Source organism: Desulfitobacterium dehalogenans ATCC 51507 (genome assembly GCF_000243155.2).
Lineage (GTDB): Bacteria > Bacillota > Desulfitobacteriia > Desulfitobacteriales > Desulfitobacteriaceae > Desulfitobacterium > Desulfitobacterium dehalogenans.
This window is the reverse complement of record NC_018017.1, coordinates 3790793-3812997: the sequence shown is the minus strand read 5'-3', so window position 1 is coordinate 3812997 and position 22205 is coordinate 3790793. Positions and strand designations below refer to the sequence as shown.

General features: G+C 46.8%; 23 protein-coding genes. 18 read left to right on the top strand and 5 right to left on the bottom strand.

Going from position 1 to position 22205, the window contains the following annotated elements; translation table 11 throughout:
• Positions 1 to 176 precede the first annotated feature (176 nt).
• Entirely contained in the window at positions 177 to 860 is a 684-nt protein-coding gene (locus DESDE_RS18405) for an SGNH/GDSL hydrolase family protein (protein WP_014795531.1), read from the top strand.
• Positions 861 to 930: 70 nt separating this feature from the next.
• On the opposite strand, the gene DESDE_RS18400 is transcribed toward DESDE_RS18405, so the two are convergent.
• Positions 931 to 1665 carry a ZIP family metal transporter gene (locus DESDE_RS18400; RefSeq protein ID WP_014795530.1) on the bottom strand — a complete coding sequence of 245 codons (735 nt, stop codon included), beginning with the start codon at positions 1663 to 1665 and terminating at the stop codon, positions 931 to 933.
• 138 nt (positions 1666 to 1803) lie between these two features.
• Between DESDE_RS18400 and spoIIR the strand changes: the two genes are divergently transcribed.
• Positions 1804 to 2463 carry a stage II sporulation protein R gene (gene spoIIR, locus DESDE_RS18395; protein ID WP_174270183.1) on the top strand — a complete coding sequence of 220 codons (660 nt, stop codon included), beginning with the start codon at positions 1804 to 1806 and terminating at the stop codon, positions 2461 to 2463.
• Positions 2464 to 2563: 100 nt separating this feature from the next.
• Here the strand turns inward: spoIIR and DESDE_RS18390 are convergent, their stop codons facing one another.
• The gene (locus tag DESDE_RS18390) at positions 2564 to 3364 is read right to left on the bottom strand and encodes a LytR/AlgR family response regulator transcription factor (protein WP_014795528.1); all 801 of its coding nucleotides are present in this window, start codon (positions 3362 to 3364) and stop codon (positions 2564 to 2566) included.
• A 222-nt stretch (positions 3365 to 3586) separates the two neighbouring features.
• Between DESDE_RS18390 and DESDE_RS18385 the strand changes: the two genes are divergently transcribed.
• From DESDE_RS18385 to DESDE_RS18330, 12 genes are all read left to right on the top strand, one after another.
• Positions 3587 to 4270, top strand: coding sequence for a GerMN domain-containing protein (locus DESDE_RS18385; protein ID WP_014795527.1), 684 nt, complete (start codon positions 3587 to 3589; stop codon positions 4268 to 4270).
• 314 nt (positions 4271 to 4584) lie between these two features.
• Positions 4585 to 5091, top strand: a complete 507-nt coding sequence (locus DESDE_RS18380; protein WP_014795526.1) for a MarR family winged helix-turn-helix transcriptional regulator — start codon at positions 4585 to 4587, stop codon at positions 5089 to 5091.
• Between the two features lie 128 nt (positions 5092 to 5219).
• Positions 5220 to 5780: an HD-GYP domain-containing protein gene (locus DESDE_RS18375; protein WP_014795525.1), complete on the top strand. Its 561-nt coding sequence runs from the start codon at positions 5220 to 5222 to the stop codon at positions 5778 to 5780.
• Between the two features lie 116 nt (positions 5781 to 5896).
• The gene (gene murI, locus DESDE_RS18370) at positions 5897 to 6799 is read left to right on the top strand and encodes a glutamate racemase (RefSeq protein ID WP_371200597.1); all 903 of its coding nucleotides are present in this window, start codon (positions 5897 to 5899) and stop codon (positions 6797 to 6799) included.
• A gap of 30 nt (positions 6800 to 6829) precedes the next feature.
• Entirely contained in the window at positions 6830 to 7240 is a 411-nt protein-coding gene (gene glmS / locus DESDE_RS18365) for a methylaspartate mutase subunit S (protein ID WP_014795523.1), read from the top strand.
• 12 nt (positions 7241 to 7252) lie between these two features.
• Positions 7253 to 8632, top strand: coding sequence for a methylaspartate mutase accessory protein GlmL (glmL, locus tag DESDE_RS18360; RefSeq protein WP_014795522.1), 1380 nt, complete (start codon positions 7253 to 7255; stop codon positions 8630 to 8632).
• Positions 8633 to 8652: 20 nt separating this feature from the next.
• Positions 8653 to 10107 carry a methylaspartate mutase subunit E gene (locus tag DESDE_RS18355; protein WP_014795521.1) on the top strand — a complete coding sequence of 485 codons (1455 nt, stop codon included), beginning with the start codon at positions 8653 to 8655 and terminating at the stop codon, positions 10105 to 10107.
• The gene (locus DESDE_RS18350; protein ID WP_014795520.1) at positions 10104 to 11357 is read left to right on the top strand and encodes a methylaspartate ammonia-lyase; all 1254 of its coding nucleotides are present in this window, start codon (positions 10104 to 10106) and stop codon (positions 11355 to 11357) included. Before DESDE_RS18355 ends, DESDE_RS18350 begins: the two co-directional genes overlap by 4 nt.
• Before the next feature lie 96 nt (positions 11358 to 11453).
• A complete protein-coding gene (locus tag DESDE_RS18345) occupies positions 11454 to 12461 on the top strand; it encodes a 2-hydroxyacyl-CoA dehydratase family protein (RefSeq protein ID WP_014795519.1) in 1008 nt (335 codons plus the stop codon).
• A 46-nt stretch (positions 12462 to 12507) separates the two neighbouring features.
• Positions 12508 to 13308 carry an acyl-CoA dehydratase activase gene (locus tag DESDE_RS18340; RefSeq protein WP_014795518.1) on the top strand — a complete coding sequence of 267 codons (801 nt, stop codon included), beginning with the start codon at positions 12508 to 12510 and terminating at the stop codon, positions 13306 to 13308.
• 101 nt (positions 13309 to 13409) lie between these two features.
• Positions 13410 to 14279, top strand: a complete 870-nt coding sequence (locus tag DESDE_RS18335) for a fumarate hydratase (RefSeq protein ID WP_014795517.1) — start codon at positions 13410 to 13412, stop codon at positions 14277 to 14279.
• Between the two features lie 2 nt (positions 14280 to 14281).
• Positions 14282 to 14839, top strand: coding sequence for a Fe-S-containing hydro-lyase (locus DESDE_RS18330; RefSeq protein WP_014795516.1), 558 nt, complete (start codon positions 14282 to 14284; stop codon positions 14837 to 14839).
• A gap of 170 nt (positions 14840 to 15009) precedes the next feature.
• Here the strand turns inward: DESDE_RS18330 and DESDE_RS21720 are convergent, their stop codons facing one another.
• The 3 genes from DESDE_RS21720 to DESDE_RS18315 are packed head-to-tail and all read right to left on the bottom strand — an operon-like array spanning position 15010 to position 17134.
• A complete protein-coding gene (locus tag DESDE_RS21720; RefSeq protein WP_019851284.1) occupies positions 15010 to 15294 on the bottom strand; it encodes a hypothetical protein in 285 nt (94 codons plus the stop codon).
• 45 nt (positions 15295 to 15339) lie between these two features.
• Positions 15340 to 16083 (bottom strand): formate dehydrogenase subunit gamma, encoded by a 744-nt coding sequence (locus tag DESDE_RS18320; protein ID WP_014795515.1) that lies wholly within the window; start codon positions 16081 to 16083, stop codon positions 15340 to 15342.
• Entirely contained in the window at positions 16064 to 17134 is a 1071-nt protein-coding gene (locus DESDE_RS18315) for a 4Fe-4S dicluster domain-containing protein (RefSeq protein WP_014795514.1), read from the bottom strand. The genes DESDE_RS18320 and DESDE_RS18315 overlap by 20 nt, the downstream gene beginning before the upstream one ends.
• A gap of 325 nt (positions 17135 to 17459) precedes the next feature.
• Here DESDE_RS18315 and DESDE_RS18310 point away from each other — a divergent pair, with 325 nt between their 5' ends.
• The 4 genes from DESDE_RS18310 (at position 17460) to DESDE_RS18295 (ending at position 22178) form a co-directional block, all read left to right on the top strand.
• A complete protein-coding gene (locus DESDE_RS18310) occupies positions 17460 to 18266 on the top strand; it encodes a two-component system sensor histidine kinase NtrB (protein ID WP_014795513.1) in 807 nt (268 codons plus the stop codon).
• 559 nt (positions 18267 to 18825) lie between these two features.
• Entirely contained in the window at positions 18826 to 20073 is a 1248-nt protein-coding gene (locus DESDE_RS18305) for a globin-coupled sensor protein (RefSeq protein ID WP_014795511.1), read from the top strand.
• 68 nt (positions 20074 to 20141) lie between these two features.
• Positions 20142 to 21365, top strand: coding sequence for an HD-GYP domain-containing protein (locus DESDE_RS18300; RefSeq protein ID WP_014795510.1), 1224 nt, complete (start codon positions 20142 to 20144; stop codon positions 21363 to 21365).
• A gap of 162 nt (positions 21366 to 21527) precedes the next feature.
• Positions 21528 to 22178: an O-methyltransferase gene (locus DESDE_RS18295; protein WP_014795509.1), complete on the top strand. Its 651-nt coding sequence runs from the start codon at positions 21528 to 21530 to the stop codon at positions 22176 to 22178.
• Positions 22179 to 22205 lie beyond the last annotated feature (27 nt).

Here is a 22205-nt window from a genome sequence, read left to right as displayed (position 1 = left end):
GCTGGCTGAAAAATGGGGAATCTCTATACTAAAGTAACCCCTAAGGAACCCCCTCAACCGGAGGATAATTTGCTCACATGTACATGAGAGAAATTCTCTATGAATGGAGGGATTGGGGGAAGATTCGTAGAATACTGCCTTATTGAAACTTTACTAAAGGGGGATGACCACACGGTATGCGGACGTATCGGATTGAAATTCGTTTAATTCAATTCTCGGTGTTTTTGAGTGTGCTTATTGTGATTGCCGGCTTTTTGGGATTATGGAACGGTAAGGCCAATGAGCAGGCTTCCACTCCCCCCCAGCAGGAAGAGCCGGCCCCCACTTTGGAGAATACTAAGATTGTGGCCATAGGAGATTCCTTTACCTTTGGTTATCCTGGTAATGCAGAAAGTGCTTGGCCGGTGGTTTTAGGCCAAGCACTGCAGGTTGAAGTGGTGAACAAGGGGAAAACAAATCAGACCGCCCAGGACCTCTACTCCCGTTTTGATGCGGATGTGCTCAATGAAAAGCCGGGCCGGGTGATCATTTTTGTGGGGAACGGCGATGCCCTTCGGGACATACCGCTTGAGACCTTCCAACAATATATTCAGGCCATGGTGGAAAAGGCTGAGAGCAATCACATTATTCCGATTCTCGCCTTGCCCTTACCTTATACAGGGGTTCAAAACACGATTAAGGAATTCAGAGAATGGGAATCAAGCTATGCCCGAGAGAAGGATATCCTCGTTTTAGATTTTGCTTCGGTACTCATGGATACCGATAATACTTACCTGGAAGGCTTATCTCAGGACGGCAAATACCCTACCAAAGAAGGATATAAGCGTATGGGAGAATACGCCTCGCGAGTACTCCATTAGGGGGAACGAGGGGATAGGTAATCGTCCCGCAAAGAAAAGCTTCCGTCAGCTAGAACTGATGGAAGCTTTTTTAGTGAAGAAAGCTTATCCCTGCAAAGAAGAGGTACCCCAGGACTCCTCCCAAAAGAGCGTAGCGGGGATGGCGTTCACGGGAAAGAGGCCAGAGCTCTGCAAAGACCAGGAAGGTCATAGCCCCTCCTGCCAAAGCGAGAAAAAAAGATATGGAATTTTGCACTCTGTCAATGGCCAACAAACCGATAAGAGCACCTAGAGGGGTGAAAAAAGCGATACCAAAATTCAAAAGGAGTATTTTCCAGCTTTTCATTTCAGCCATTTTTAGGGGAGCTGTGGTGGCCATGCCTTCCGGCAGGTTGTGTAAGGTAATGGCAATTGCAATGAGAAATCCCAATTCCCCTGTGGCCTCTTGCCCGATGGCGATGGCCATACCTTCGGGGAGATCGTGAAGGGCAATCCCTGCAGCTACTAAGAGTCCGATGCGCTTTAGCCGTTGGCGTCGCGGAAGGGGTAAGGAGGGGGAGGAAGAGTTAAGTTGTTTATCGGCCAGCTTCATAAAAGCTAAACCGATGATAAAGCCAAGAATGACTTGTCTTAGAGGACCAATTTGCCAGGCGGTAGGGAGAAGGTCTAAAGAAACGACAGCAAGCATCACACCTCCGGCCCCGGCAAGTAAAGTTGCCAATACCTGCTCTTTAGGGCGCCCGAACATTAACACCAGAAGGCTTCCTAAAGTTGTGGCAAGTCCGGCAATGGTACTGACCCAGAGAATAGGGAGCCAATCCTCCATGATCTATTCCTCCTAAAAAAGTAAGAACCTAAGTCTACTTTATGAAAAAAGGGACTAAACTATGTCTAAACCCATACTCACCTTGGACATAATGGACATTAGAAGGATTTTGTTTAAAGAGGAGCGAGGGTTTTGAGTGTGAAAGGTTTTAATCATGCTGATGATCCGAAAATGGTAGAAATACTACTTATTGTTTTCCTGGCGGTTCTTTTTCAGGTGGAGGTTTTTCAATCGTCCTTTGCCTATGCCCGATCTGTCGAACAGTCCAAGGATTTGCTGGAGATAGCTCAGATGGCAGGGAGTGGAGAAGACCTTATTCGTTTTCATGTGGTAGCAAACTCAGATTCAGAGGAAGACCAGGCTCTTAAGCGGGCAGTACGGGATGCGATTCTTAAGAAGATATCCCCGCAGCTTGCCCAATCCCAATCCCTGGAGCAATCCCGCCGGATCTTGACGGAATTGCGTCCGCTTATGGAAGAAATCAGCCGAAAGGTTATTGGCGCTTGGGGCAGGGATTATGCAGTAAAAACGGAATATGGAAATTTTATTTTTCCGACGAAGTCCTACGGTTCTTTGATTCTTCCCTCAGGTGAGTATGAGGCAGTACGAGTGGTCATAGGTGAAGGAAAAGGTTCCAATTGGTGGTGCGTGCTTTTTCCTCCTCTATGCTTTGTGGATATCGATCATTCGACAGCACAGCCAGTGGATGGGAGACCTGGGATACCTTATGAGGAGCCAAAGGTAAGGTTCTGGATCGTGGAAAAGCTTGGTCAGCTCTTCAAGTCCATAAGGTTCTAAAAAAGAGGGCTAATTTACGCGTGTTGGCGTAATTAGCCCTCTTTTCCGTGCATTCCAGGCTTCTATGCAGCTTGGTCTATTGCCCTGTCCTCCTGGCCCCTCAGAGGCCGAGAATTTCTTTGAGTTTGCGGGATTGGGTACGGCTGACGGGAACTTCGCTGCGCTCATGGTCGTCCACCACGATAGAGTAGGTTCCGTTAAAATAGGGGATGAGTTCTCGCATGCGTTTAATATTGACCAAGTAACAACGGTGGGTACGGAAAAACATATTCGGGTTAAGACGAGCTTCCAATTCTCTCAGGGTAAAACGGGTGAGATAGGATTCTTTTTGGGTTTTGGCAAAGACATTGTCTTTATCTGTATAGATATAAATAATTTCCTCAGGACGGAGGAGAATAGTTTTACCCCGTTGCTCGACCGGGATGACTTCCAGAGGACGGGTGGCGCTATTTTCTTGAAGATGTTTGGGAGGATGGTTGTTGGTGGCGGGTTCGTCAGGATCTGACAGGGGTGATGAAACAGATGTATTAGCAGTACCATGTTGAATGAACAGTTTTTTGATGGCTTGATCAAGGCGTTTGGGATTAATGGGTTTTAATAAGTAATCCAGGGCGTTTACACAGAAGGCATCTACGGCGAATTCTTCATGGGCTGTGATAAAGATGATGGCTGGGGAATTCTCTTTCTCTTTGAGCTGTCGGGCAAGGTCGATTCCTTTAAGTCCAGGCATATCAATATCTAGAAAAACTACCGAATACTCCAGGTTATTGATCAGTTCCAGAGCCTCGATGGCGTTGGCGGCTTCTCCGATAACCTGAAGCTCCGCATAGTCTTGGAGTAAATAACGGAGCTCTTTGCGGGCGGGGGATTCATCGTCGACAAGTAATGCACGTAACTTCAAGAGTCCCACTCCTTTCTGAGGTGGTATAGGTAAAAACAGTTCTTTCTTTTTCATACTATTCTGATAATATTTCGAGATTCCTTCTTTCACTATGAAAATTAAAATAGGAAATTTGCTAGATGACGTGTACTATTTTTTGGGACAAAGCATAGCATTAAGTAGAAGAAGCCTATATCTAGTGAGCGCCATAGGGATCCATGAAGTCAGATAGGAGGAAAAAGAATGAAAAAATATTTTCTCTACTTAGGAGTGCTTTTAATAACGGCTCTGCTTGGAGGGTGCGGAACCCTGCAAACTCTGGTAAAAGAAAACAGTGAAACCACTTCTTTTGCTGATTGGATTGGTAATGCAAATGAAGAAGTAAATGTCCCGGCGACCAGTAATCTTGGGGATGGTAAAATGATCAGTCTTTATTTCCCTGATTCGACGGGCAAGCAACTTATTAAGGAAGAACGGAGTATTCCGAAAACCTTAAGTTTAGCCCGGGAAACGGTGAATCAATGGTTGATGGGACCTGCAGTTCAAGGAGAGGCTCAGGCAGCAGTGGATTCCGCCACAACCTTACTGGATATCGCCATAAAGGATGAAGTGGCCATCGTAGATTTGAGCCGGGAATTCACTCAAATCCACGGTAATGTCAATCAGGAGGTCGCGGTGTATGGCTTAGTGAATACTCTCACTCAATTTCCTACGGTTCGGGAGGTCACCTTCAGAATCGAAGGCAAATCCTTGACTCAGCTGGGCAGTCTTGATGTGACCCGATTATCTTACCGCGAGGGATTGGTCAAAGGCGGAGGAACTCTCTCGGGAAGCAGCAGTAATGTAGTATCTCCTGCACTACCCTCCAATACCGTAGATTCCCCCAGTGGGATCAATATTTTCTCTTCTCAGCTTAAGACCAGTTAAATACCTTAGAAGATGTTTCGGTATATAAAACCACGTTTCATTATTTTGGCAAAAAAGAAGAAATCGATAATTTAGTTTGAAAAATATTATAATACAAATTTTCCTTTTTGGGTAGTGCTAAAAGAAAATATTCTACTTATCCAGGCTTTAGGCGGCCTGGATTATTCTATATAGCCAATGATTTTTATAATCAGTAAAAGTGTAAAATTTCTTAAAAAGGGGCTTGGGGGCATGTTTTTTTTCTCCGATCTATGCTAGAATGAAGAAAATAAAAAGATTGAAAATTATAAATATTTGTACTAGGGGGTAGGGGAATGGAAGTTAATGAGGAGTTAAGTAGAGAACTTGAGGAGGCCATACGCCGTTCGAATACTGTCATCTATCGTAGAGGGCAAGCTCTTCTTGCCGAAATGGGAATTTCAAATCCTCAATTCAATACTTTGTTAGCCCTTTATGAATTTGGGCCATTAACCATGGGGGATTTGGGAAAGCATTTGTTTACTGCCTGTAGCACTGCCACGGATTTGGCTGATCGTTTAGAGCGGGATGGCTTAGTAGAAAGGATTCGCGATTCTAAGGATCGCCGTATTGTCAGGATGCATTTGCTTTCCAAGGGCAGAAAGATTGTTGAAGTGGTTATGAATGAACGCTATCGTTTCTTAGAAGAAGTATTAGCGGAATATGCCTTTGAGGAGCATCGCCTGATCCTTGCAAGCCTCAAACGCTTGATTGATAGGGTGGAAAGAACGGATAAGACCCATCCCGTAGAGCTTGAAGCAGTCCAGAATATGAAGAAAAAGTTAATTTTAAGTCCGTCCTAAAGGTTTTTTATAATTAGGTGTCGAATACTCCGATTCATGTAGTTTTCTCATGTAATTTTGAGATTGAACAACCATTCATTAAACAACCATTCGCAGAGAGCATCGTGTAACATACGGAGGAAATCGGCATGACAAGCTGGGACATCATCAAGTACATTGAATGGATTGAGAAGAAGGATCCTCTAACCTGCAGTCATTGCAATAAATCGGCTGAGTATGCAGTATTTCTGGGCAAGACCATAGCTCTCGCAGCTGATGAATTGGCGGTATTAAGTATTGCTGCACCCCTTCATGATTTAGGTAAGATTAAAGTCCCCGATGAAATTCTAGGGAAGCCGGCTTCTCTGACCCAGGAGGAATACAAGGTTATCCAATGTCATCCCCTTTGGGGCGCCGAGATGATCTTAGACAATGCGGGGAAGAATCTTGACTGGCTGCGTGTGGCTGAAGTTATCCTTAATCATCATGAACGATTTGATGGATGTGGATATCCGGCGGGTATAGGCGGAAAGCAGATTCCTTTTCTGGCTCAGATTGTTTCCATCGCCGATGCCTATGATGCGATGATATCAAATCGTCCCTATCGCAACGCCATGTCTGAGGAACAGGCTAAAAGGATTTTGCAGTATGAGAGCGGCAAACAGTTCCACCCCGACTTAGTGGAAGAATTTGTAAAGTTAATTGCATGAATTGAGTGAAAGCGAGGATGTAATCCTCGTTTTTATTTCGCTATCAGACTTTTATGCAGTGGTTTTTTAGATAAAAAGAGAGTAGCATATTAATGGAAGTTAAGCAGATAATTAGAATGAGACCAAGGGGAGGAATTGAATTGGGACAGCGTATGATTGGGATGTTTGATTCGGGAGTGGGCGGCTTGACGGTCATGAAGGAGATATTGGCCCAACTTCCGGATGTTCAGATCATTTACTTTGGAGATACGGCTCGTGTACCTTATGGGAATCGGAGTAGGGAAGAGCTGATTCATTTCGGAGAAGAAATTATATCGTTTTTGATTCACCAGGGAGCTGAAGCTATTGTGGTGGCATGTAATACCAGTTCGGCCAATGCGGTGCCGGTGTTAAAGGAATATTATAATTTGCCCTTGATTGGGACGATCGAACCGGGGGCGAGAGCAGCGGTTCAAGCAACTGCAACGGGGAACATCGGACTCATTGCCACGGAAGCTACAGTTCGCAGTAAAGCTTATTCCTCAGCAGTGAGACGGGTATTGACTAAGGGTATTTTACCTAAAAAGACTGAATTACGAGAGGCTTGGCAAAAGGGCGGACATTCCATTGAACTAGTGAAGGCCCAGGCTTGCCCTCTTTTTGTCCCTTTAGTGGAGGCCGGACTTTCCCATTCACCGGAAGCAAGAGGGATTGCCCGTACTTATCTGGCTCCTATTCAGGAAGCTCAGGTGGATGCGTTGATTTTAGGCTGCACCCATTATCCTTTCCTTGCACCTGTTATCCGGGAAATTCTCGGGGAAGAAATAACTTTAGTAGATCCGGCTCAGGCCATGGTGGAGGAGTTAAAGGAAGTTCTCGAACAGTTGGGACATAACCAAGAAAAAGGACAAGAGATGAATAAAACTTCTAACCATCATCGCTTTTTTGTAAGCGGAGATCCGGTGTTGTTTGAGCAGGTGGGGAATACTCTGCTTCCTGGTCAGATTCACAGTGTAAAACAGGTGAGCTGGCACCAATAGACCATCGGCCGCTCATAGGAGGGATGGAAAGTGGAACGGAAAACATTAGTTCTTGGGGTTATTGGAGCAGATGTCCATGCGGTAGGGAATAGAATCTTGGATTATGCCTTCACCCAAGCAGGATTTAAGGTTATTAATATTGGGGTGCTGGCATCTCAAGAAGAGTTTATCCGGGCAGCCATTGAGACAGCTGCATCGGTGATTATGGTGTCTTCCCTTTATGGACACGGAGAGTTGGATTGTCGGGGACTCCGGGAAAAGTGCCAGGAGTCAGGCATCGGAGATATTCTCCTCTATGTGGGAGGGAATCTCGTAGTAGGGAAGCAAGAATTTAATAAGGTTGAAAAGCGCTTTTTAGAGATGGGATTTAATCGCGTGTATCCCCCTGGGACTATGCCTGAGGTAGCTATTGAGGATCTGCGCAAGGACTTGGGGCTATAGGGGGGGATAAATATGCCTGAGATCCTTCTGATCGATTTTGGGAGCACGTATACTAAAGTCACCATCGTGAACCTGGAGAAAGAGGAAATCATCGGGACGGCGGCGGCTGGAACCACCATCGAAAGTAATATTATGGAAGGGCTCAACCATGCTTTAGCTCAGATCCCCGAACCTCCAGAGGGATGGAATTTTATTCGGAAGCTGGCCTGCAGCAGCGCTGCCGGTGGATTAAAGATGATAGCCAGTGGGTTGGTCAAGGAATTAACTGCCGAAGCCGCCCGGCGGGCTGCCCTGGGAGCAGGGGCCCGGGTGCTGGAGGTTTTTAGCTATGAATTAACTTCTGAGGATATCGGAAAAATTGCTCAGGCTCGACCAGATATCCTTCTCTTAGCAGGAGGGATAGATGGAGGCAATAAAGAAATTCTTTTAAAAAATGCGGAAAAGCTTCTGGAACTGCCTTTTTCACTACCTGTAGTGGTGGCTGGAAATAAGGCCGTCTCTTCCCAGGCGGCGGAGATACTGCGCTGTAAACACGATCCGGTGGTTGTGGCGGGAAATGTTATGCCGGAACTTAATGTGCTGGAGGTAGAATCCGCACGGGATGCTATTCGGGGGATTTTTCTGGATCGGATTATCCATGCTAAAGGACTGGACAAAGCGGAGGAACTTATTGAACGGGTGATGATGCCCACTCCTGCGGCTGTTCTTTCCGCTGCGGAACTGTTGTCTCAGGGCTATGGTGATGAAAAAGGTTTGGGTGAGCTTTTGATCATTGACGTGGGGGGAGCCACTACAGATATTCATTCCATTGCCGCCGGAGATCCCAGCAAGCCAGGAGTGATGCTTAAGGGGCTGCCGGAGCCATTTGCAAAGCGTACGGTGGAAGGGGATCTGGGGATGCGCTATAGTGCAGAAGCCTTAGTGGCAGCCTCAGGAAAACGGTTGAATCAGATTTTGGGTTGGAGGGATGAGGAGATACAAGAACAATTGGAGTTGTTCCAAGCTGATCCTTGGCGAGTTCCTCAGAATGAACGGGAAGCCTCTTTTGATACGGCTTTGGGAAGGATGGCGGTGGAACTGTCCATGAAGCGTCATGCAGGGACCCTTGAGGTAGTTTATACTCCCTTTGGCGCCACTTATGTTCAGCAAGGGAAGGATTTGACTCCTTTGCCGGTGGTAGTAGGAACCGGCGGAGTTCTTCTGCATCATTCTGAACCGTTAGAAGTCTTGCGCGGAGCCCTTTTTAATTCTATGGAACCTACTTTTCTTAAACCTCATAACCCGGATTTCTATCTGGATCAAGACTATATATTAGCTTCCATGGGGCTGTTGCGGGAGGTTAACCCCCTCGTTGCCTTGCGTATGCTGAAGAAATATTGTGTGAGACTCTAAGGACAGAGGAGGTTATACCGGTGGATTTAGCTAATCGAACTATAGACCCGGAAGAGTTTTTCCGTCAGCGTCAGGAGGTGCTGAACCAATGGACCACTGGGAAGGATGTGGATTTCGAAGAAGCGGTAGCTTACCATAAAAGCTTGCCCCAAAGTAAGGTCTTTGGCCACAAGCTGGCGGAGGGTAAAGCTAAGGGAATCACCTTTGCTCAGCCTCGGGCCGGAGTGGCCCTTCTCAATGAACATTTGGAGCTGCTGCGGTTTTTAGAAGAGGAAGGGGAGGCGGATTTTCTCCCTACCACGATCGATTCCTACACTCGGCAGAACCGATATGCTGAGGCTCAGACAGGAATTGATGAGAGTCGTATGGTGGGGCGTTCCATGCTCAATGGTTTCCCGGCAGTGAATCATGGGGTGGCCGCCTGCCGCCGGTTGATTGAACATCTCAAAGTGCCGGTACAGGTCCGTCATGGCACCCCGGATGCTCGCCTATTGGCGGAGATTACTTTAGCGGGAGGGTTCACCGCTTACGAAGGCGGAGGGATCTCCTATAATATTCCTTATGCTAAAGAGGTTTCTATCGAGAATACTATTAAATATTGGCAGTATGTAGATCGTTTGGTTGGGATGTATGAGGAAAAAGGTGTCAGTATTAACCGGGAGCCCTTTGGTCCCTTGACCGGTACCCTTGTGCCCCCTTCTGTATCTCATGGGGTGGCAGTGATTGAAGGAATCTTAGCGGTTGCCCAGGGAGTGCGGAGTCTGACCTTAGGATACGGTCAATGCGGTAATCTCCTCCAGGATGTGGCGGCGATTCGGACTTTACCCTTATTGGCAGCCGAATATCTCAATAAGCTGGGATATTCTGATTTTGATATTACTACTGTATTTCATCAATGGATGGGAGGCTTTCCTCAGGACGAGGCTAAGGCTTATGGGGTCATCTCTTGGGGGGCTGCAGCTGCAGCCTTAGGGAAAGCCACGAAGGTTATTGTCAAATCTCCTCATGAAGCCTTTGGTATCCCCACGAAGGAGGCTAATGCAGCAGGACTCCGAACGACGAAGCAAATTTTGAACATGCTGAAGGACCAGAGCTTGCCTATGACTGAGGATTTAGCCTTAGAGGAAAAGATGATTATGGAAGAGACCCGAGCTATTCTGGATCGAACTCTTGATTTGGGAGAAGGGGACATTGCTGTAGGTACGGTTCGTGCCTTCCAAGCGGGAGTTATCGATGTACCTTTCGCACCCAGCCGTTATAATGCTGGGAGGATCCTGCCGGCCCGGGATTCCCAAGGAGCTGTACGGATACTGGATTTTGGGAATCTGCCTTTCCATGAGGATATCAAGGAGTTCCACCGGGAGCGGATCGCCCTGCGTGGACGGGATGAGGGTAGGGATCCGTCCTTCCAGATGGTTATTGATGATATCTATGCCATTGGGAAGGGAATGCTGGTGGGGAGGCCAAAGATATGAAAATAGTTGAGGTTATCGCTTCGCCGGGTCTGACGGGGTTTTACTTTGATGATCAGAAGGCGATTAAAGCCGGGGCGGGTCATGATGGGTTTGCTTATAAGGGGGATCCGATGACCCCTGGGTTTAGCGCTGTTCGTCAACGTGGAGAATCGATTTCAGTGATGCTCATCCTGGAGGATGGGCAGGTGGCTTTTGGGGATTGTGCTGCGGTCCAGTACTCAGGAGCTGGGGGGCGTGATCCGCTCTTTTTGGCTAATGATTTTATCCCGATTATTATGGAAGAGCTTCGTCCCAAGCTTGTGGGGCAGGAATTGGATTCTTTCCGGAAGCTGGCGGACAGCATAGAATATTCTCAGCGGCCTAATGGGGAACGCTATCATAGTGCTATTCGTTATGGGGTAAGCCAGGCGATTCTGGATGGGGTGGCTAAGGCGAAAAAAGTGACGATGACGGAAGTGATTCTCGAGGAGTATCATCTGCCTTTGGTGGTGGAGCCGGTGCCTATATTTACACAGACCGGGGATGAGCGGTATGAAAATGCGGACAAAGCCATACTCAAACGAGCAGGGGTGCTGCCTCATGCTCTCATCAATAATGTGGAAACTAAACTGGGTAAGAATGGCGAGTTATTGCTGGAGTATGTGAATTGGCTAAGGGATCGGGTGATTGGTTTAGGGGACGGATCTTATCGGCCCATTCTGCATATTGATGTTTATGGAACCATTGGGATGGCTTTTGAGGATGATGTGAAGCGAATGGTGGAGTATTTTGTGGATCTGGAAAAAGCTGCGGAGCCCCTTCATTTGCGCATTGAAGGTCCCATGGATGCAGGAAGCAAAGAAGGACAGCTTAAGCAGCTTAAGGAATTACGTGAAGCCCTTAAAGGGGCGGGAGTAAAGGTCGAGGTGGTTGCCGATGAATGGTGTAACACCTATGAGGATATTGTGGAATTTGTGGATACTCAGGCGGCGGATATGGTTCAGATTAAGACTCCGGATCTGGGAGGGATTCAGAATACCATCGAGGCTGTGCTTTATGCCAAAAAGCTTGGGATAGGTGCTTATGTGGGGGGGTCCTGCAATGAGACGGATGCGGGTGGTCGAACTGCCGTCCATGTAGCGTTGGCGACCCGCCCCGATCAGATGCTGGCTAAACCTGGAATGGGTGTGGATGAAGGGTATATGATTGTGCATAATGAGATGAAGCGGACGTTGGAGCTTTTGCGGTATAAAACCGGATTGAAATCTTAAGACTAAGCAAAATCCTTGGTATTTCTTCCTGATAGTTATAAGATAATAATATAGGGCTTTATAGACTGTAGTTCATGAGGAGAGGCTTGGAATTAAATGAATAAAATTGGGTTGACCACGACAGTGCCGGTCGAGGTGATTTATGCAGCCGGAGATACGCCGGTGGATTTGAATAATATTTTTATCTCGGATACTAGGGAAGCCATGGCTCGGATTGCGGAGGCCGAGCTGGCCGGGTATCCGCGGAATGTGTGCGGATGGATTAAGGGCTTGTATGCGACGGCTCTGAAGAGTCCGGAGATTAAGAAGATCGTGGCGGTAACCCAGGGGGATTGCAGCAACACCCATGCCTTGATGGAGACTTGGTCGGAAGAGGGAATAGAGATTATTCCTTTTGCTTTTCCTTATGATCGGGATGGGGACATGCTTAGGCTCCAATTAGAGAAGCTGATAAAGACTCTTGGGACCACTTGGGATAAGGTGAAAGTGCAAAAGGTTCGTTTAGATAAGGTTCGTCGGCTGGCTTGGGAGATTGATCGATTGACTTGGGAAGAGAATAAGGTCAGAGGCTTTGAAAATCATCTCTACCTGGTTTCTTGTTCAGATTTTAATGGGAATCCGGAAGGCTTTGCCCGGGATATGGAGGGATTCATTGCCGAGGCAAAGGAACGGGAGCCCCTTAACCTTAAATACAAAGGACGTAAGAAAAGAGAATTACGGATCGGGTTCATGGGGGTCCCGCCGATTATGCCGGACCTCTATAATTTCTTGGAGGATCATGGGGCGCGGGTCGTCTTTAATGAAGTGCAAAGGCAATTCAGTATGCCCTTTGTAACAGAGGATATAGTAGAGCAATATCAACTTTATACCTATCCTTATAATGTCTTTGGACGTATCGAGGATGTGGCGCAAGAGGCAGAACGGCGGCAATTAGACGGGCTTATCCACTATACTCAGAGCTTCTGCTATCGTCAGATTGAGGATTTGATTGTCCGCAGACGTTTGGATTATCCGATTCTCAATCTTGAAGGTGAGAATCCTACGGGTTTGGATGCCCGGAGCAAAATGAGGTTGGAATCCTTTTTGCAAATGCTCCGCGACTAGTTCTTCTCTGGTGGTAAAAATTGTTATATAATTTAGGAGTAAGATCATGGCAACAGTATGTGGAACTGATCTGGGAAGTCGAAGTGTTAAGATTGCGGTGATGGAAAATTCTTTAGAGGGGTTGCCACCGCGGATTAAGCGCTTGGAACGACTGGATACCATTGGGTTTTATAGGGAATATGGCCGGAAGGTTCAGGAGAAACTGGCCGTTGACTTTAAAGCCTTGGGCCTTCCCGAGGTGGATTTTTTGGTCTCTACAGGCTATGGACGCAATACCTTGGAGGTAGCCGGTGGAGAAACTATACCGGAATTAAAGGCTCATGTGAAAGGGGCAATCTTTCAGACAGGGCTAAAGGATTTCACTTTAGTGGATCTGGGAGGCCAGGACAGTAAGATTATTGCCGTAAAAAAAGGCCGGATGCTGGATTTTCAGACCAATGATAAATGTGCGGCTTCCTCAGGGAGATATCTTGAGAACATGGCCAATGTTCTGGGGATGACTCTTGAGGAGCTGGGTGAGTATGCAGCAGATCCGGTGGAATTAAGCTCTACCTGTGCAGTCTTTGGGGAAAGTGAATTAATCGGAAAGATTGTCGAGGGAGAGCCTATGTCCCGCCTGGCGGCGGGAGTCAATGAGACCATTGTCAAACGTATCCTTCCCCTTCTTCGTTCTTATACCAGCGATGTCATCGTGTTCACCGGAGGAGTGGCTTATAATAAAGCTGTCCGCGAGCTCTTGCAGGAGGGGTCCGGTAAGGAGATCGTAGTTCCTCAGGAGCCTCAGTTCAATGGAGCGATTGGGTGTGCGGTCTATGGGATTGAGGAGCTAGAGGAAGAAGAGGAATAAAAGGGAAGTTTGTTTTAAAGAAGCGATGAAAAGGGGCAAAGAAGAAAGAGGATATGCGGGGGGCATAGGGGGAAGGAGTAAAAAAGGAGGTTACTAGGAAGATGCCAAAGGTTATCCATGTGGAGCAAATCACTGAGGCGGTGGAAAAGCTTTGTATCGAAGCCAACTATGATCTTGGGGACGATATGATGCTGAGGTTCAAGGAAGCTTTGAAGACTGAAGAATCTCCCTTGGGCTGTGAAGTGTTCGAGAGGTTAATCGAAAATGCCACTATTGCTCATGAGGAGAGGGTTCCCATGTGCCAGGATACGGGCATGACGGTGATCTTTGTGGAGTTGGGACAGGAGGTTATGGTCACCGGTGGAGCTTTAAAGGATGCTTTGAATGAAGGTGTCCGGCGTGGGTATGAAAAGGGATACCTGCGTAAATCCATGGTGAAGGATCCTTTTGAACGGGTGAATACCGGAGATAATACACCGGCTATTATCCATTATGAAATCCTACCTGGAGACCAGTTGAAGATTACTGTCGCACCCAAAGGGGCAGGCAGTGAGAATATGGGTGCTCTAAAAATGTGTAAGCCCTCAGAAGGGTTGGAGGGGGTTATACAATTTGTGGTGGATACTGTGGAGAAGGCCGGTGGGAATCCCTGCCCTCCCATTATCGTAGGTGTAGGTGTGGGTGGAAGCATGGAGAAAGCGACCTATTTGGCTAAAAAATCCCTCCTGCGCAAAGTGGGAGAACCCAATGAAGAAAAGCGCCTAGCAGATATCGAGCAAGAGATACTCAAAAGGGTGAACAAATTGGGCATTGGCCCTCAGGGATTTGGGGGTACGAATACTGCTCTTGGGGTTCATTTGGAAGTCTATCCTACCCATATTGCTTCTCTGCCTGTTGCGGTGAATATCCAATGTCATGCGGCCCGTCATAAAGAAATTGTCCTAATGGGCAGACAGGAAGGGGAGGAATGAAAATGAGTGAAACACTTTATTTAGAACTTCCACTAACCCAGGATAAAGTGGCTCAACTCAAAGTGGGTGATAGTTTGCTGCTTAGCGGTATAATCTATACCGGTCGTGACGCAGCCCACAAAAAGATGGTGGAGGCTTTATCCCGAGGAGAGGAACTCCCCTTTGACGTACGCAATCAGGTCCTCTATTTTGTGGGGCCCACTCCACCTAAACCGGGTCAAGTCATTGGTTCGGCAGGTCCCACCACCAGTGGCCGGATGGATGCTTACTCCCCTAAGCTGATTGAACGAGGACTGACCGGCATGATTGGCAAGGGATTGCGCTCTGAGGAAGTTATTGAGGCCATGAGGAAGCATGGAGCGGTTTATTTCGGAGCCATCGGCGGGTCAGGGGCTTTGTTAGCGAAACGAATTGTATCGGCAGAAGTTATCGCTTATCCGGAACTGGGAACGGAGGCCGTCCGCAGGCTGGTGGTCAAGGATTTCCCGGTGATGGTGGTCATTGATAAGGATGGCAATAATCTTTACGAGTCTGGAAAGGCACAGTATCGAAAAGAGTAAGTTGAGTTTGAATAAGTGGGAAATATGAATGCCCCAGGATTTGCTCCTGGGGCATTCCACTTAATTTTTTTCAGCATTATTGGAGTCGAAAAGAGAGCATTGCCGGCTATCTGGAGAGATTCTCCAGGATTTTGCTTTCGGCGTTCACTCCATAAGCTGCGCGGAGCAATCTAATCGCTCAAGACCTCCGCTGCGTCGAGTCCACCTGCGCCGCTAAGCAGCTTTCTATGGCATGGCGGCTTGGGCGAAACCCTCATCCGGCTTTCGTGCCCAAATCGCTCCTGCTCAATGGGCGGTTGGAAACGTCCTGTTTCCAACCCGACTCCGCTGCAGTCTTTTCGCAAAGATTGCTTACCTGCTCGCTTAGAATCCGTTCTCTGCCTTAAAGCAAAATCCTTGGGCTGCCTTTCGGGCTGAAGCGGCGCTGTGTGGGATAAGCTACACGACCCAGACAAGCTCCTTCATCCTTTGCCAGCGTCATCCGCGGCATGGGGATCAGGTCAACAGCCCGGATGGATGGTTCCATCCCTATGCTGTTCCTCGCTGTGATGTCCCTCTGATTCATGGGACCCTGCTTCAAGCTTTCTATACCACAGGACATGGCGGTGTTTCGCGTAGCCGCGGTCGATATAGCCTGTGAACATTCCAGGAAGGAGGGCGCGATTTTCCTTAAATATAAAGGCGGCTAGGTGACCGATTATACCAAGGATAAGCAATACGGTGCCAATATTGTGCAGCATGGTATTCCAAAAAAGAAAGGAATGAGGCAGATCTACACCCGGAACATTTTTATACATCTTAATCAAGCCGGTGATGATGAGCAAGAGTACATTAAAACCAATAAAAAAGTAGGCTAATCTCTGTTCGGCCAGGTATTTGTCGGAAGGAGGTTCCTGGCCTTTGGTAAACATGGCTTTAATGATCAGGTAGGATTCCTTGATATCACCACGGCGGGGGAAGATATCGAATTGCTTACGAATAAAGGCATTAACGATGTGGAAAAAGACGACAAAGATAAGGAGAACAGCTGCCAGGTAGTGAAGGCTGATGGTAATGAAGTAGTCACCCAGCCATTCTGCTCCGGGAAGCTTCGTGACATTATAGCGGTTATAGAGAGGCATTTGACCAAAGCCTGTCAGAATCAGCAAGAAGATTGCAAGAGCAGTTGTCCAGTGGACAAAGCGGTTAATCAAGCTTTGTCTCAAGATCGTTTCTCTTTTTGACTTACGGGTTGTTGTGGTCATGTTTTTCCTCCTCTCCTGGGTTGACAGGGTTTGGGGATGAGCTTTTGGCGCTATCACCGTTCAAAGTACGATAGGCAGTGATACCGGCTGCAGCTGCTCCGGCAAAAGGTGCCAGGAGTGCACTGTAGAATAATCCCTTTTCGCTTTCGAGATAATTATCGACCTTGACGGGCATGCCTGGCCGGCCAGGAGAATTGTCTTCCTTTTGTTTTTTATCGGCCTTTATGGCTTGGTCAATTTTTTCAAAGGGAACGCTGGAAATGTATAGGGTGGAGGTTCCTCCATTCTCCAGATCGCCATACACATAGCCGCCAATATCTTGAGCTTTCTTGCGGGCCAGGGCTTGTATCTCCTCACGAGGTCCGATGGTCAAGGCTTCCCGGGGACAGGCCTGGATGCAAGCGGGTTTCTTCCCTACGGCTAAAAGATCGCTGCAGAGATCGCATTTATACATGACCCCGCCCCCTGCCAAATCAGGAGCAACCTGGAGGTATAGTCCCACTCCCGCTTGGCGCTGGGGGATACCCCAGGGGCAGACATCACGGCATTTTGCCCCACCAAAGCAAACCCCATCATCGATGGAAACAGCCCCGGTGCTTTCCTTGGAAATAGCGCTAAAGGGGCAAAGTTTCATGCAGGTGGGGTTATCGCAATGCATGCAGCGCCTGGGCACATGGACCTCGTGTTGGATACCGTTATGCTCCACTTTGACTTTATCGACGAAGGTCCAATTATAGGGGGTGAGGCGGGTGGTGAGATCTCTTTTGTCAGACCAATCCTCCACCTTTTTTTGGGGCCAATAATACTTAAGCGGTTTTTGAGGTTCGGGGAATCGCTCTTGGTTGTGTTGACGACAAGCGGTCACACAAAGAGGGGTTGAACTGCCTGGACAGCCATCACACCGGGTTAGATCGATTAAGGTTCCAAGCTTTTCTCCATGAAGCTCTGCAGCTTTAGCTGGATTGCTCATCCCGGTTGCTGTCAATGCCCCCAGTAAGCCGGCCGCGGTAGCCCGCTTGAGAAAAGTTCGGCGGGAGAAATTGTTTTTCATACAGATACCCCCTATAGGTATATATTATCATTGTTTACTTTTTATCATACTTCAGGCAATATTACAAGGAAAAATTTAAAAACTGCCTGTCCTTTTTGACGGCTCTTATGACAAGAAGTTTGCCTTGCGGAAAGTCATAAATCAAATAAAGTGGATAAAATTTAATATTCAATAGATAAAAATAGCGCCTCGGATTTCTGCCGAAGTGCTATTTTTCTTCATAATAAAGTCATAAATCCAGATGATCTGCCATAGATATACACCAGTTGTGGAAATTTTAATTCCTCAACTGATGAAAAAGGCATTATTAAAAAGAGGTGTGTTTATGTTGTGCCAAAAAAATCTTGATCATGTGGATAGTGGGGTAATCCATGTCGAAGACAGTCGAGGGCTAAATTGGAGTAAAGATGCCGAGAGTATCATTATGGTGACCCAGGATAATACTGAACAAAAGTTTATCAGTGAAACGATGAAAAGAATGGAAGAACTGCATATAGTGGGTCAGCTGGCGGCCAGCTTAGGTCATGAGATACGTAACCCCATAAGCGTAGTTAAAGGTTTTTTGCAGATTCTAAGGGGGAAAAATGAACTATTCCGCTATACGGAATATCTTGATATGATGATTTCTGAGGTGGACCGGGTGGATTCAATGATGAATGAGTTCCTGGCCTTTGGGCGGTTGGGCGGAGGCGATCCAGCCCATTGTAACCTGAATGATATCATTCGATCCATTCTGCCCTTGCTGCGGGCTTACGCCAGTGAACTGGGTAAACGAATTTTAATAGAGTTGGAAGAGATTCCTGATCTTGAACTCAATGAGAAGGAAATTCGACAAATGGTTATGAACTTGGTGCGTAATGGCTTGGAAGCTATGGCTGTGGGAGGAGTACTCACGATTCGCACCTTTTACGCGGATAAGCAGGTTGTTTTGGCTGTTCAGGATCAAGGGGAAGGAATACCGCCCTATATTCTAGAGAAATTGGGGACTCCTTTTTTAACGACGAAGGACAATGGGACAGGACTTGGCCTTTCTGTGTGTCTGCATATTGTGGCTAAGCATCGGGGAAGTATTGATGTTCAAACAGGCGAAAATGGAACCGCATTCTTCGTGAGGTTTCCCTACAAATCTTAAAGAATTCGACCAAATACTCTAATTTGTTCACGAAAACTTCACACTTTCTTAAGAAGAAGTTAAGAAATGTTTGCTATACTTTTACTAATGATTGGATTCTGGGCAAATCAGGCTTAGAAGGGGCCGGAATGAGAGGAGATGGCTGGTTTGAATGTCTGCCCAATGTGTAATTCGAGAGAGATTGGTAAAATAAATCGGGGAAGATTTTTTTGTGGTGAATGTTGCCATGAGTGGACTATTGAGACTGAAGGACATATAACGGTATATAGAATCACCAGTGATGGAACCATCGTACGCTTGCGTAAGGGAAATAACCCTACCAATCTATCAACAGCTGCATGCTGATTAGCTTTTTGTTTTTTAAATGCTATTTGTTGTTATTGGTAAATTATAATAACAATCCTTTTAGAAAAAATCCTGTAGACTATATGTTCTGCAGGATTTTGGTTTTTTGAACAGAATGTTATATACCATAGTGCTGAACTGTTCGCACTCGAAAAATAAGATGCATGAAAGTTATAGGATAAGACTAAATTTTGAATGAAGAGGGGAAATATACATGATTAACCTCCATCAATTTGACCTGAATGAGTCCATAAAGCTCTTAAAATTAGAACAGGACCAATTGCAGTTGTTGAGAGAATTTAAGCCTATTATGGAGCAGGATGTGGACCAAATCGTAGAGCAATTCTATGCCCATATCACTAAGATTCCTCAACTCAATGGGATAATCAATGAGTTCTCTACTGTGGAACGGCTCAGAGGCTTACAGAGAAACTATCTCCTTTCAATTTTTCCCGATACCGTCGATGAGGAATATATCATGAGTCGGGTAAGAATTGGAAATGTACATAAACGTATTAATTTGCCACCCTTTGTCTATTTAAGCTCTTATCAGACATTTTTTGATTTGATTCTACCAAGGATTTTTGCTCATTATCGGAAAAAGCCGGATCAAGCTTTGCGGCTAAGCCTAGCCATTCTGCGTATCTTCAGCTTTGACCAGCAAGTGGTTATGGCCAGTTACATCCAGTCCTATATAGCGGATATTGATAAGAAAGAGGAATTGGAAAAAGCCTATGAGGAGATTGACCTTTTGCAGCGTCGGGTCAGTGAAGCAAGCCAGGCCCTAGCAGCCACTTCAGAACAGACGGCTGCTTCGGCAGCTCAGATGCATGAGGCTACTGAGCAGATTTCACAAAATGCCGGAGACGCAGCAGACTTTTCTCGTAAAGTGGATAGCTTGGCTGAGGAAGGGGCTCAAAAGATTCAACAGATTTCCGAGCGTATTTTGGGGTTAGCAGGGATGTCGGAAAAGATGCAAGAAAAGATGTCGGAGCTTGACCGCAGTTCAGCTCGGATCGCCAATATTACGGATGTCATTAAAGAAATTGCTTCTCAGACCAACCTCTTAGCCCTTAATGCAGCCATTGAAGCAGCCCGGGCAGGAGAGTCCGGCAGGGGTTTTGGAGTGGTAGCAGAGGAAGTGAAGAAGCTTGCCAATAATTCTGAGCAATCGGTTAAAGAAATCAGCAGCATGATTACTGTAACTCGGCAAAATACTACGGCGGTGAGCAAGGTAATTGAAGATACGACGAAGGCTATGCATGAAGCAGCTGCTGAAGCTCAGGAAGTAGTTGCTCGTTTTGGGGACATCATGACCGCCATTCAATCCAGTATTCAGCAAGTTCGTGAGATCGCCACCCAGATCGATGCATTGACCATGACTGCCGGTCAGATTGGGGCTGCTTCCGAAGATGTGGCGAATTCAGCAACTTCTCTGGCTCAGATGGGGTTAAGGGAATAAGGGGTAATAGAGGTTAAACTAAGCAATAAATGAGATATAAGGGCACTCAACTGGGAAAGAGGGATAGTGTGCGATCAGAGGCATTATATATTCGTAGAATGTGGAATTTTTCTAAAGCATTGGATCTTGCCTTGATTGACGAGGAGGTTGAGAAAGGGTTAAATATCCCCATTGGCTTAAGGCATGGGGAAAGAGTCGGATATATCTCTTTAAAGATTGGGATTGCTTTGGGGCTGTCCCACAAAGAGTTGATTCAACTTCTCATTGCGGGTTTGATGCATGATATTGGCGCTGTGGGAGGGTTTCATAAATTTCATGGTACTCCTTTTTGGGTGAGGGAACATACCCTTTTGGGGGCAGAGATTGTCCATCGTTTTCCGGACGGGGATGTTTTATCTGAAATTGTCCGCCATCATCATGAGGCTCCTCACTCAAACTATGGTGTGTTGAAGACTGAACCTTCTCAGGTCAGCATTAACTCTAAGATTATTTCTCTCGCTGATAAGGTAGACGTGAAGCTAAGTCGCAAGGTATTGAACCGTGAAGAACGTGAAAAGTTGATTCAGTGGGTCAAAGAGTATGAAGGAAAACTGTTTTATTCGGAAGTTATCCCTGCTTTTTTGGGAGTGGCAGCTACCGAGGCTTTTTGGCTTGATCTGGAGCATCAAGATCTGCTGCAGGTCTCCCTGGATCTTCTCTTTGATGAGTGGGATGTCTGGTCAACTCCTAAAGTGTGCAATCAGGATACCCGTGTCCTGGCCTCAACCTTTGCGGATTTGATTGACCAAAAAAGTTCGTTCACAGCCCGTCATTCCCGCTCAGTGGCCGACACAGCCAAAAAACTGGCAGAAGGTCTCGGATGGGAGAAAAAGGCCCTGAAAGAGATTTGGATTGCAGGTATGGTTCATGATTTGGGCAAGCTGGCTATACCAAAAAAAGTACTTGATAAACCGGGTCCGCTGGATTCCCATGAGATTGAGCTCGTCAGGACCCATACCTATCACACCTATCACCTTTTGGCTGGGGCAGGCTTCCCTCATCATGTGACTCAATGGGCCGCCTACCATCATGAACGTTTGGATGGGAAGGGGTATCCCTTTGGCATTGGTGCTGACAAATTGGACACAGGCGCCCGTTTGATGACCATAGCGGATATGTTTACAGCCTTAACTGAGGATCGGCCCTATCGGCAGGCACTCAGTCCAGACGAAGCCCTCGCCATTATCCAACGAGGGTCTGGGACTGCAGTGGATCCGGTTCTTGTAGAGCATGCCCGAAGGATGTTAACCTAAAATCAGTGGGACAAGGGAGGGACCCTTGTCCTATTTTTATTATGAAGATCGTCCCTTGTTGTGAATTGTTATTTTGCTAAATCCGGGTTATGATACCCATTGAGGAGTAATTTCTAGTGCGTATCCGTATGGCGAACTCCCAGTGATGAAGAAGGTGTCAATGTGTTTTATGCTTTTGAATTAGAGCAATTTCTCGGTGATCTGTTGCCTATGCGGGATGAATTATTCCTGGAGATGGAAGATCAGGCGCTCAAGGAGACGATTCCGGTGGTAACTCCCCCTGTGGGGAATTTTTTGTCCTGGCTAGTTAAGGTCAGCGGAGCATCCCAAATCCTTGAAGTGGGAACAGCCATCGGCTATTCTACCCTGTGGCTGGCTAAGGGGTTGGAGGGGCGAGAAGGAAAGATTGTAACCCTTGATATGAACATGGATCGGGCCACTCGGGCTATGGAGTATTTTAGGCGTGGAGGGGTAGCGGAGAAGATTCAGGTGGTCATGGGAGATGCACGAAAGATTTTGAAGGATTTTCCAAAAGGCGAATTTAATTTTATTTTTGTGGATGCGGCCAAAGGAGAATACCTTGATTATTTAGAGCTGGTAACTCCCTTGTTAGGTAATGGGGGTATTATGGTAGTGGATAATGTCCTGTTTCGGGGTTGGGTGGTACCCGGTTCCGAATATGCTCCGAAATATGAGCGTATGGTCAGCCATTTGCGGGAATTTTTAAAGCTGTTAACCCAGAATCCGGAATTGCAAACCAGCATTCTGCCTTTAGGGGATGGACTCGCCGTAAGCGTTCGCAAATCTCCTTAATGCGAAAACTATGCTTTTCAAATAGAT

What these genes read in the sequence shown, in the direction of transcription:
- DESDE_RS18405 (WP_014795531.1), top strand. Translation starts at nt 177, where the DNA reads ATGCGGACGTATCGGATTGAAATTCGTTTAATTCAATTCTCGGTGTTT.
- DESDE_RS18400 (WP_014795530.1), bottom strand. Translation starts at nt 1,665, where the DNA reads ATGGAGGATTGGCTCCCTATTCTCTGGGTCAGTACCATTGCCGGACTT.
- DESDE_RS18385 (WP_014795527.1), top strand. Translation starts at nt 3,587, where the DNA reads ATGAAAAAATATTTTCTCTACTTAGGAGTGCTTTTAATAACGGCTCTG.
- DESDE_RS18380 (WP_014795526.1), top strand. Translation starts at nt 4,585, where the DNA reads ATGGAAGTTAATGAGGAGTTAAGTAGAGAACTTGAGGAGGCCATACGC.
- DESDE_RS18375 (WP_014795525.1), top strand. Translation starts at nt 5,220, where the DNA reads ATGACAAGCTGGGACATCATCAAGTACATTGAATGGATTGAGAAGAAG.
- murI (WP_371200597.1), top strand. Translation starts at nt 5,897, where the DNA reads ATGAGACCAAGGGGAGGAATTGAATTGGGACAGCGTATGATTGGGATG.
- glmL (WP_014795522.1), top strand. Translation starts at nt 7,253, where the DNA reads ATGCCTGAGATCCTTCTGATCGATTTTGGGAGCACGTATACTAAAGTC.
- DESDE_RS18350 (WP_014795520.1), top strand. Translation starts at nt 10,104, where the DNA reads ATGAAAATAGTTGAGGTTATCGCTTCGCCGGGTCTGACGGGGTTTTAC.
- DESDE_RS18345 (WP_014795519.1), top strand. Translation starts at nt 11,454, where the DNA reads ATGAATAAAATTGGGTTGACCACGACAGTGCCGGTCGAGGTGATTTAT.
- DESDE_RS18340 (WP_014795518.1), top strand. Translation starts at nt 12,508, where the DNA reads ATGGCAACAGTATGTGGAACTGATCTGGGAAGTCGAAGTGTTAAGATT.
- DESDE_RS18335 (WP_014795517.1), top strand. Translation starts at nt 13,410, where the DNA reads ATGCCAAAGGTTATCCATGTGGAGCAAATCACTGAGGCGGTGGAAAAG.
- DESDE_RS18330 (WP_014795516.1), top strand. Translation starts at nt 14,282, where the DNA reads ATGAGTGAAACACTTTATTTAGAACTTCCACTAACCCAGGATAAAGTG.
- DESDE_RS18320 (WP_014795515.1), bottom strand. Translation starts at nt 16,083, where the DNA reads ATGACCACAACAACCCGTAAGTCAAAAAGAGAAACGATCTTGAGACAA.
- DESDE_RS18315 (WP_014795514.1), bottom strand. Translation starts at nt 17,134, where the DNA reads ATGAAAAACAATTTCTCCCGCCGAACTTTTCTCAAGCGGGCTACCGCG.
- DESDE_RS18310 (WP_014795513.1), top strand. Translation starts at nt 17,460, where the DNA reads ATGTTGTGCCAAAAAAATCTTGATCATGTGGATAGTGGGGTAATCCAT.
- DESDE_RS18305 (WP_014795511.1), top strand. Translation starts at nt 18,826, where the DNA reads ATGATTAACCTCCATCAATTTGACCTGAATGAGTCCATAAAGCTCTTA.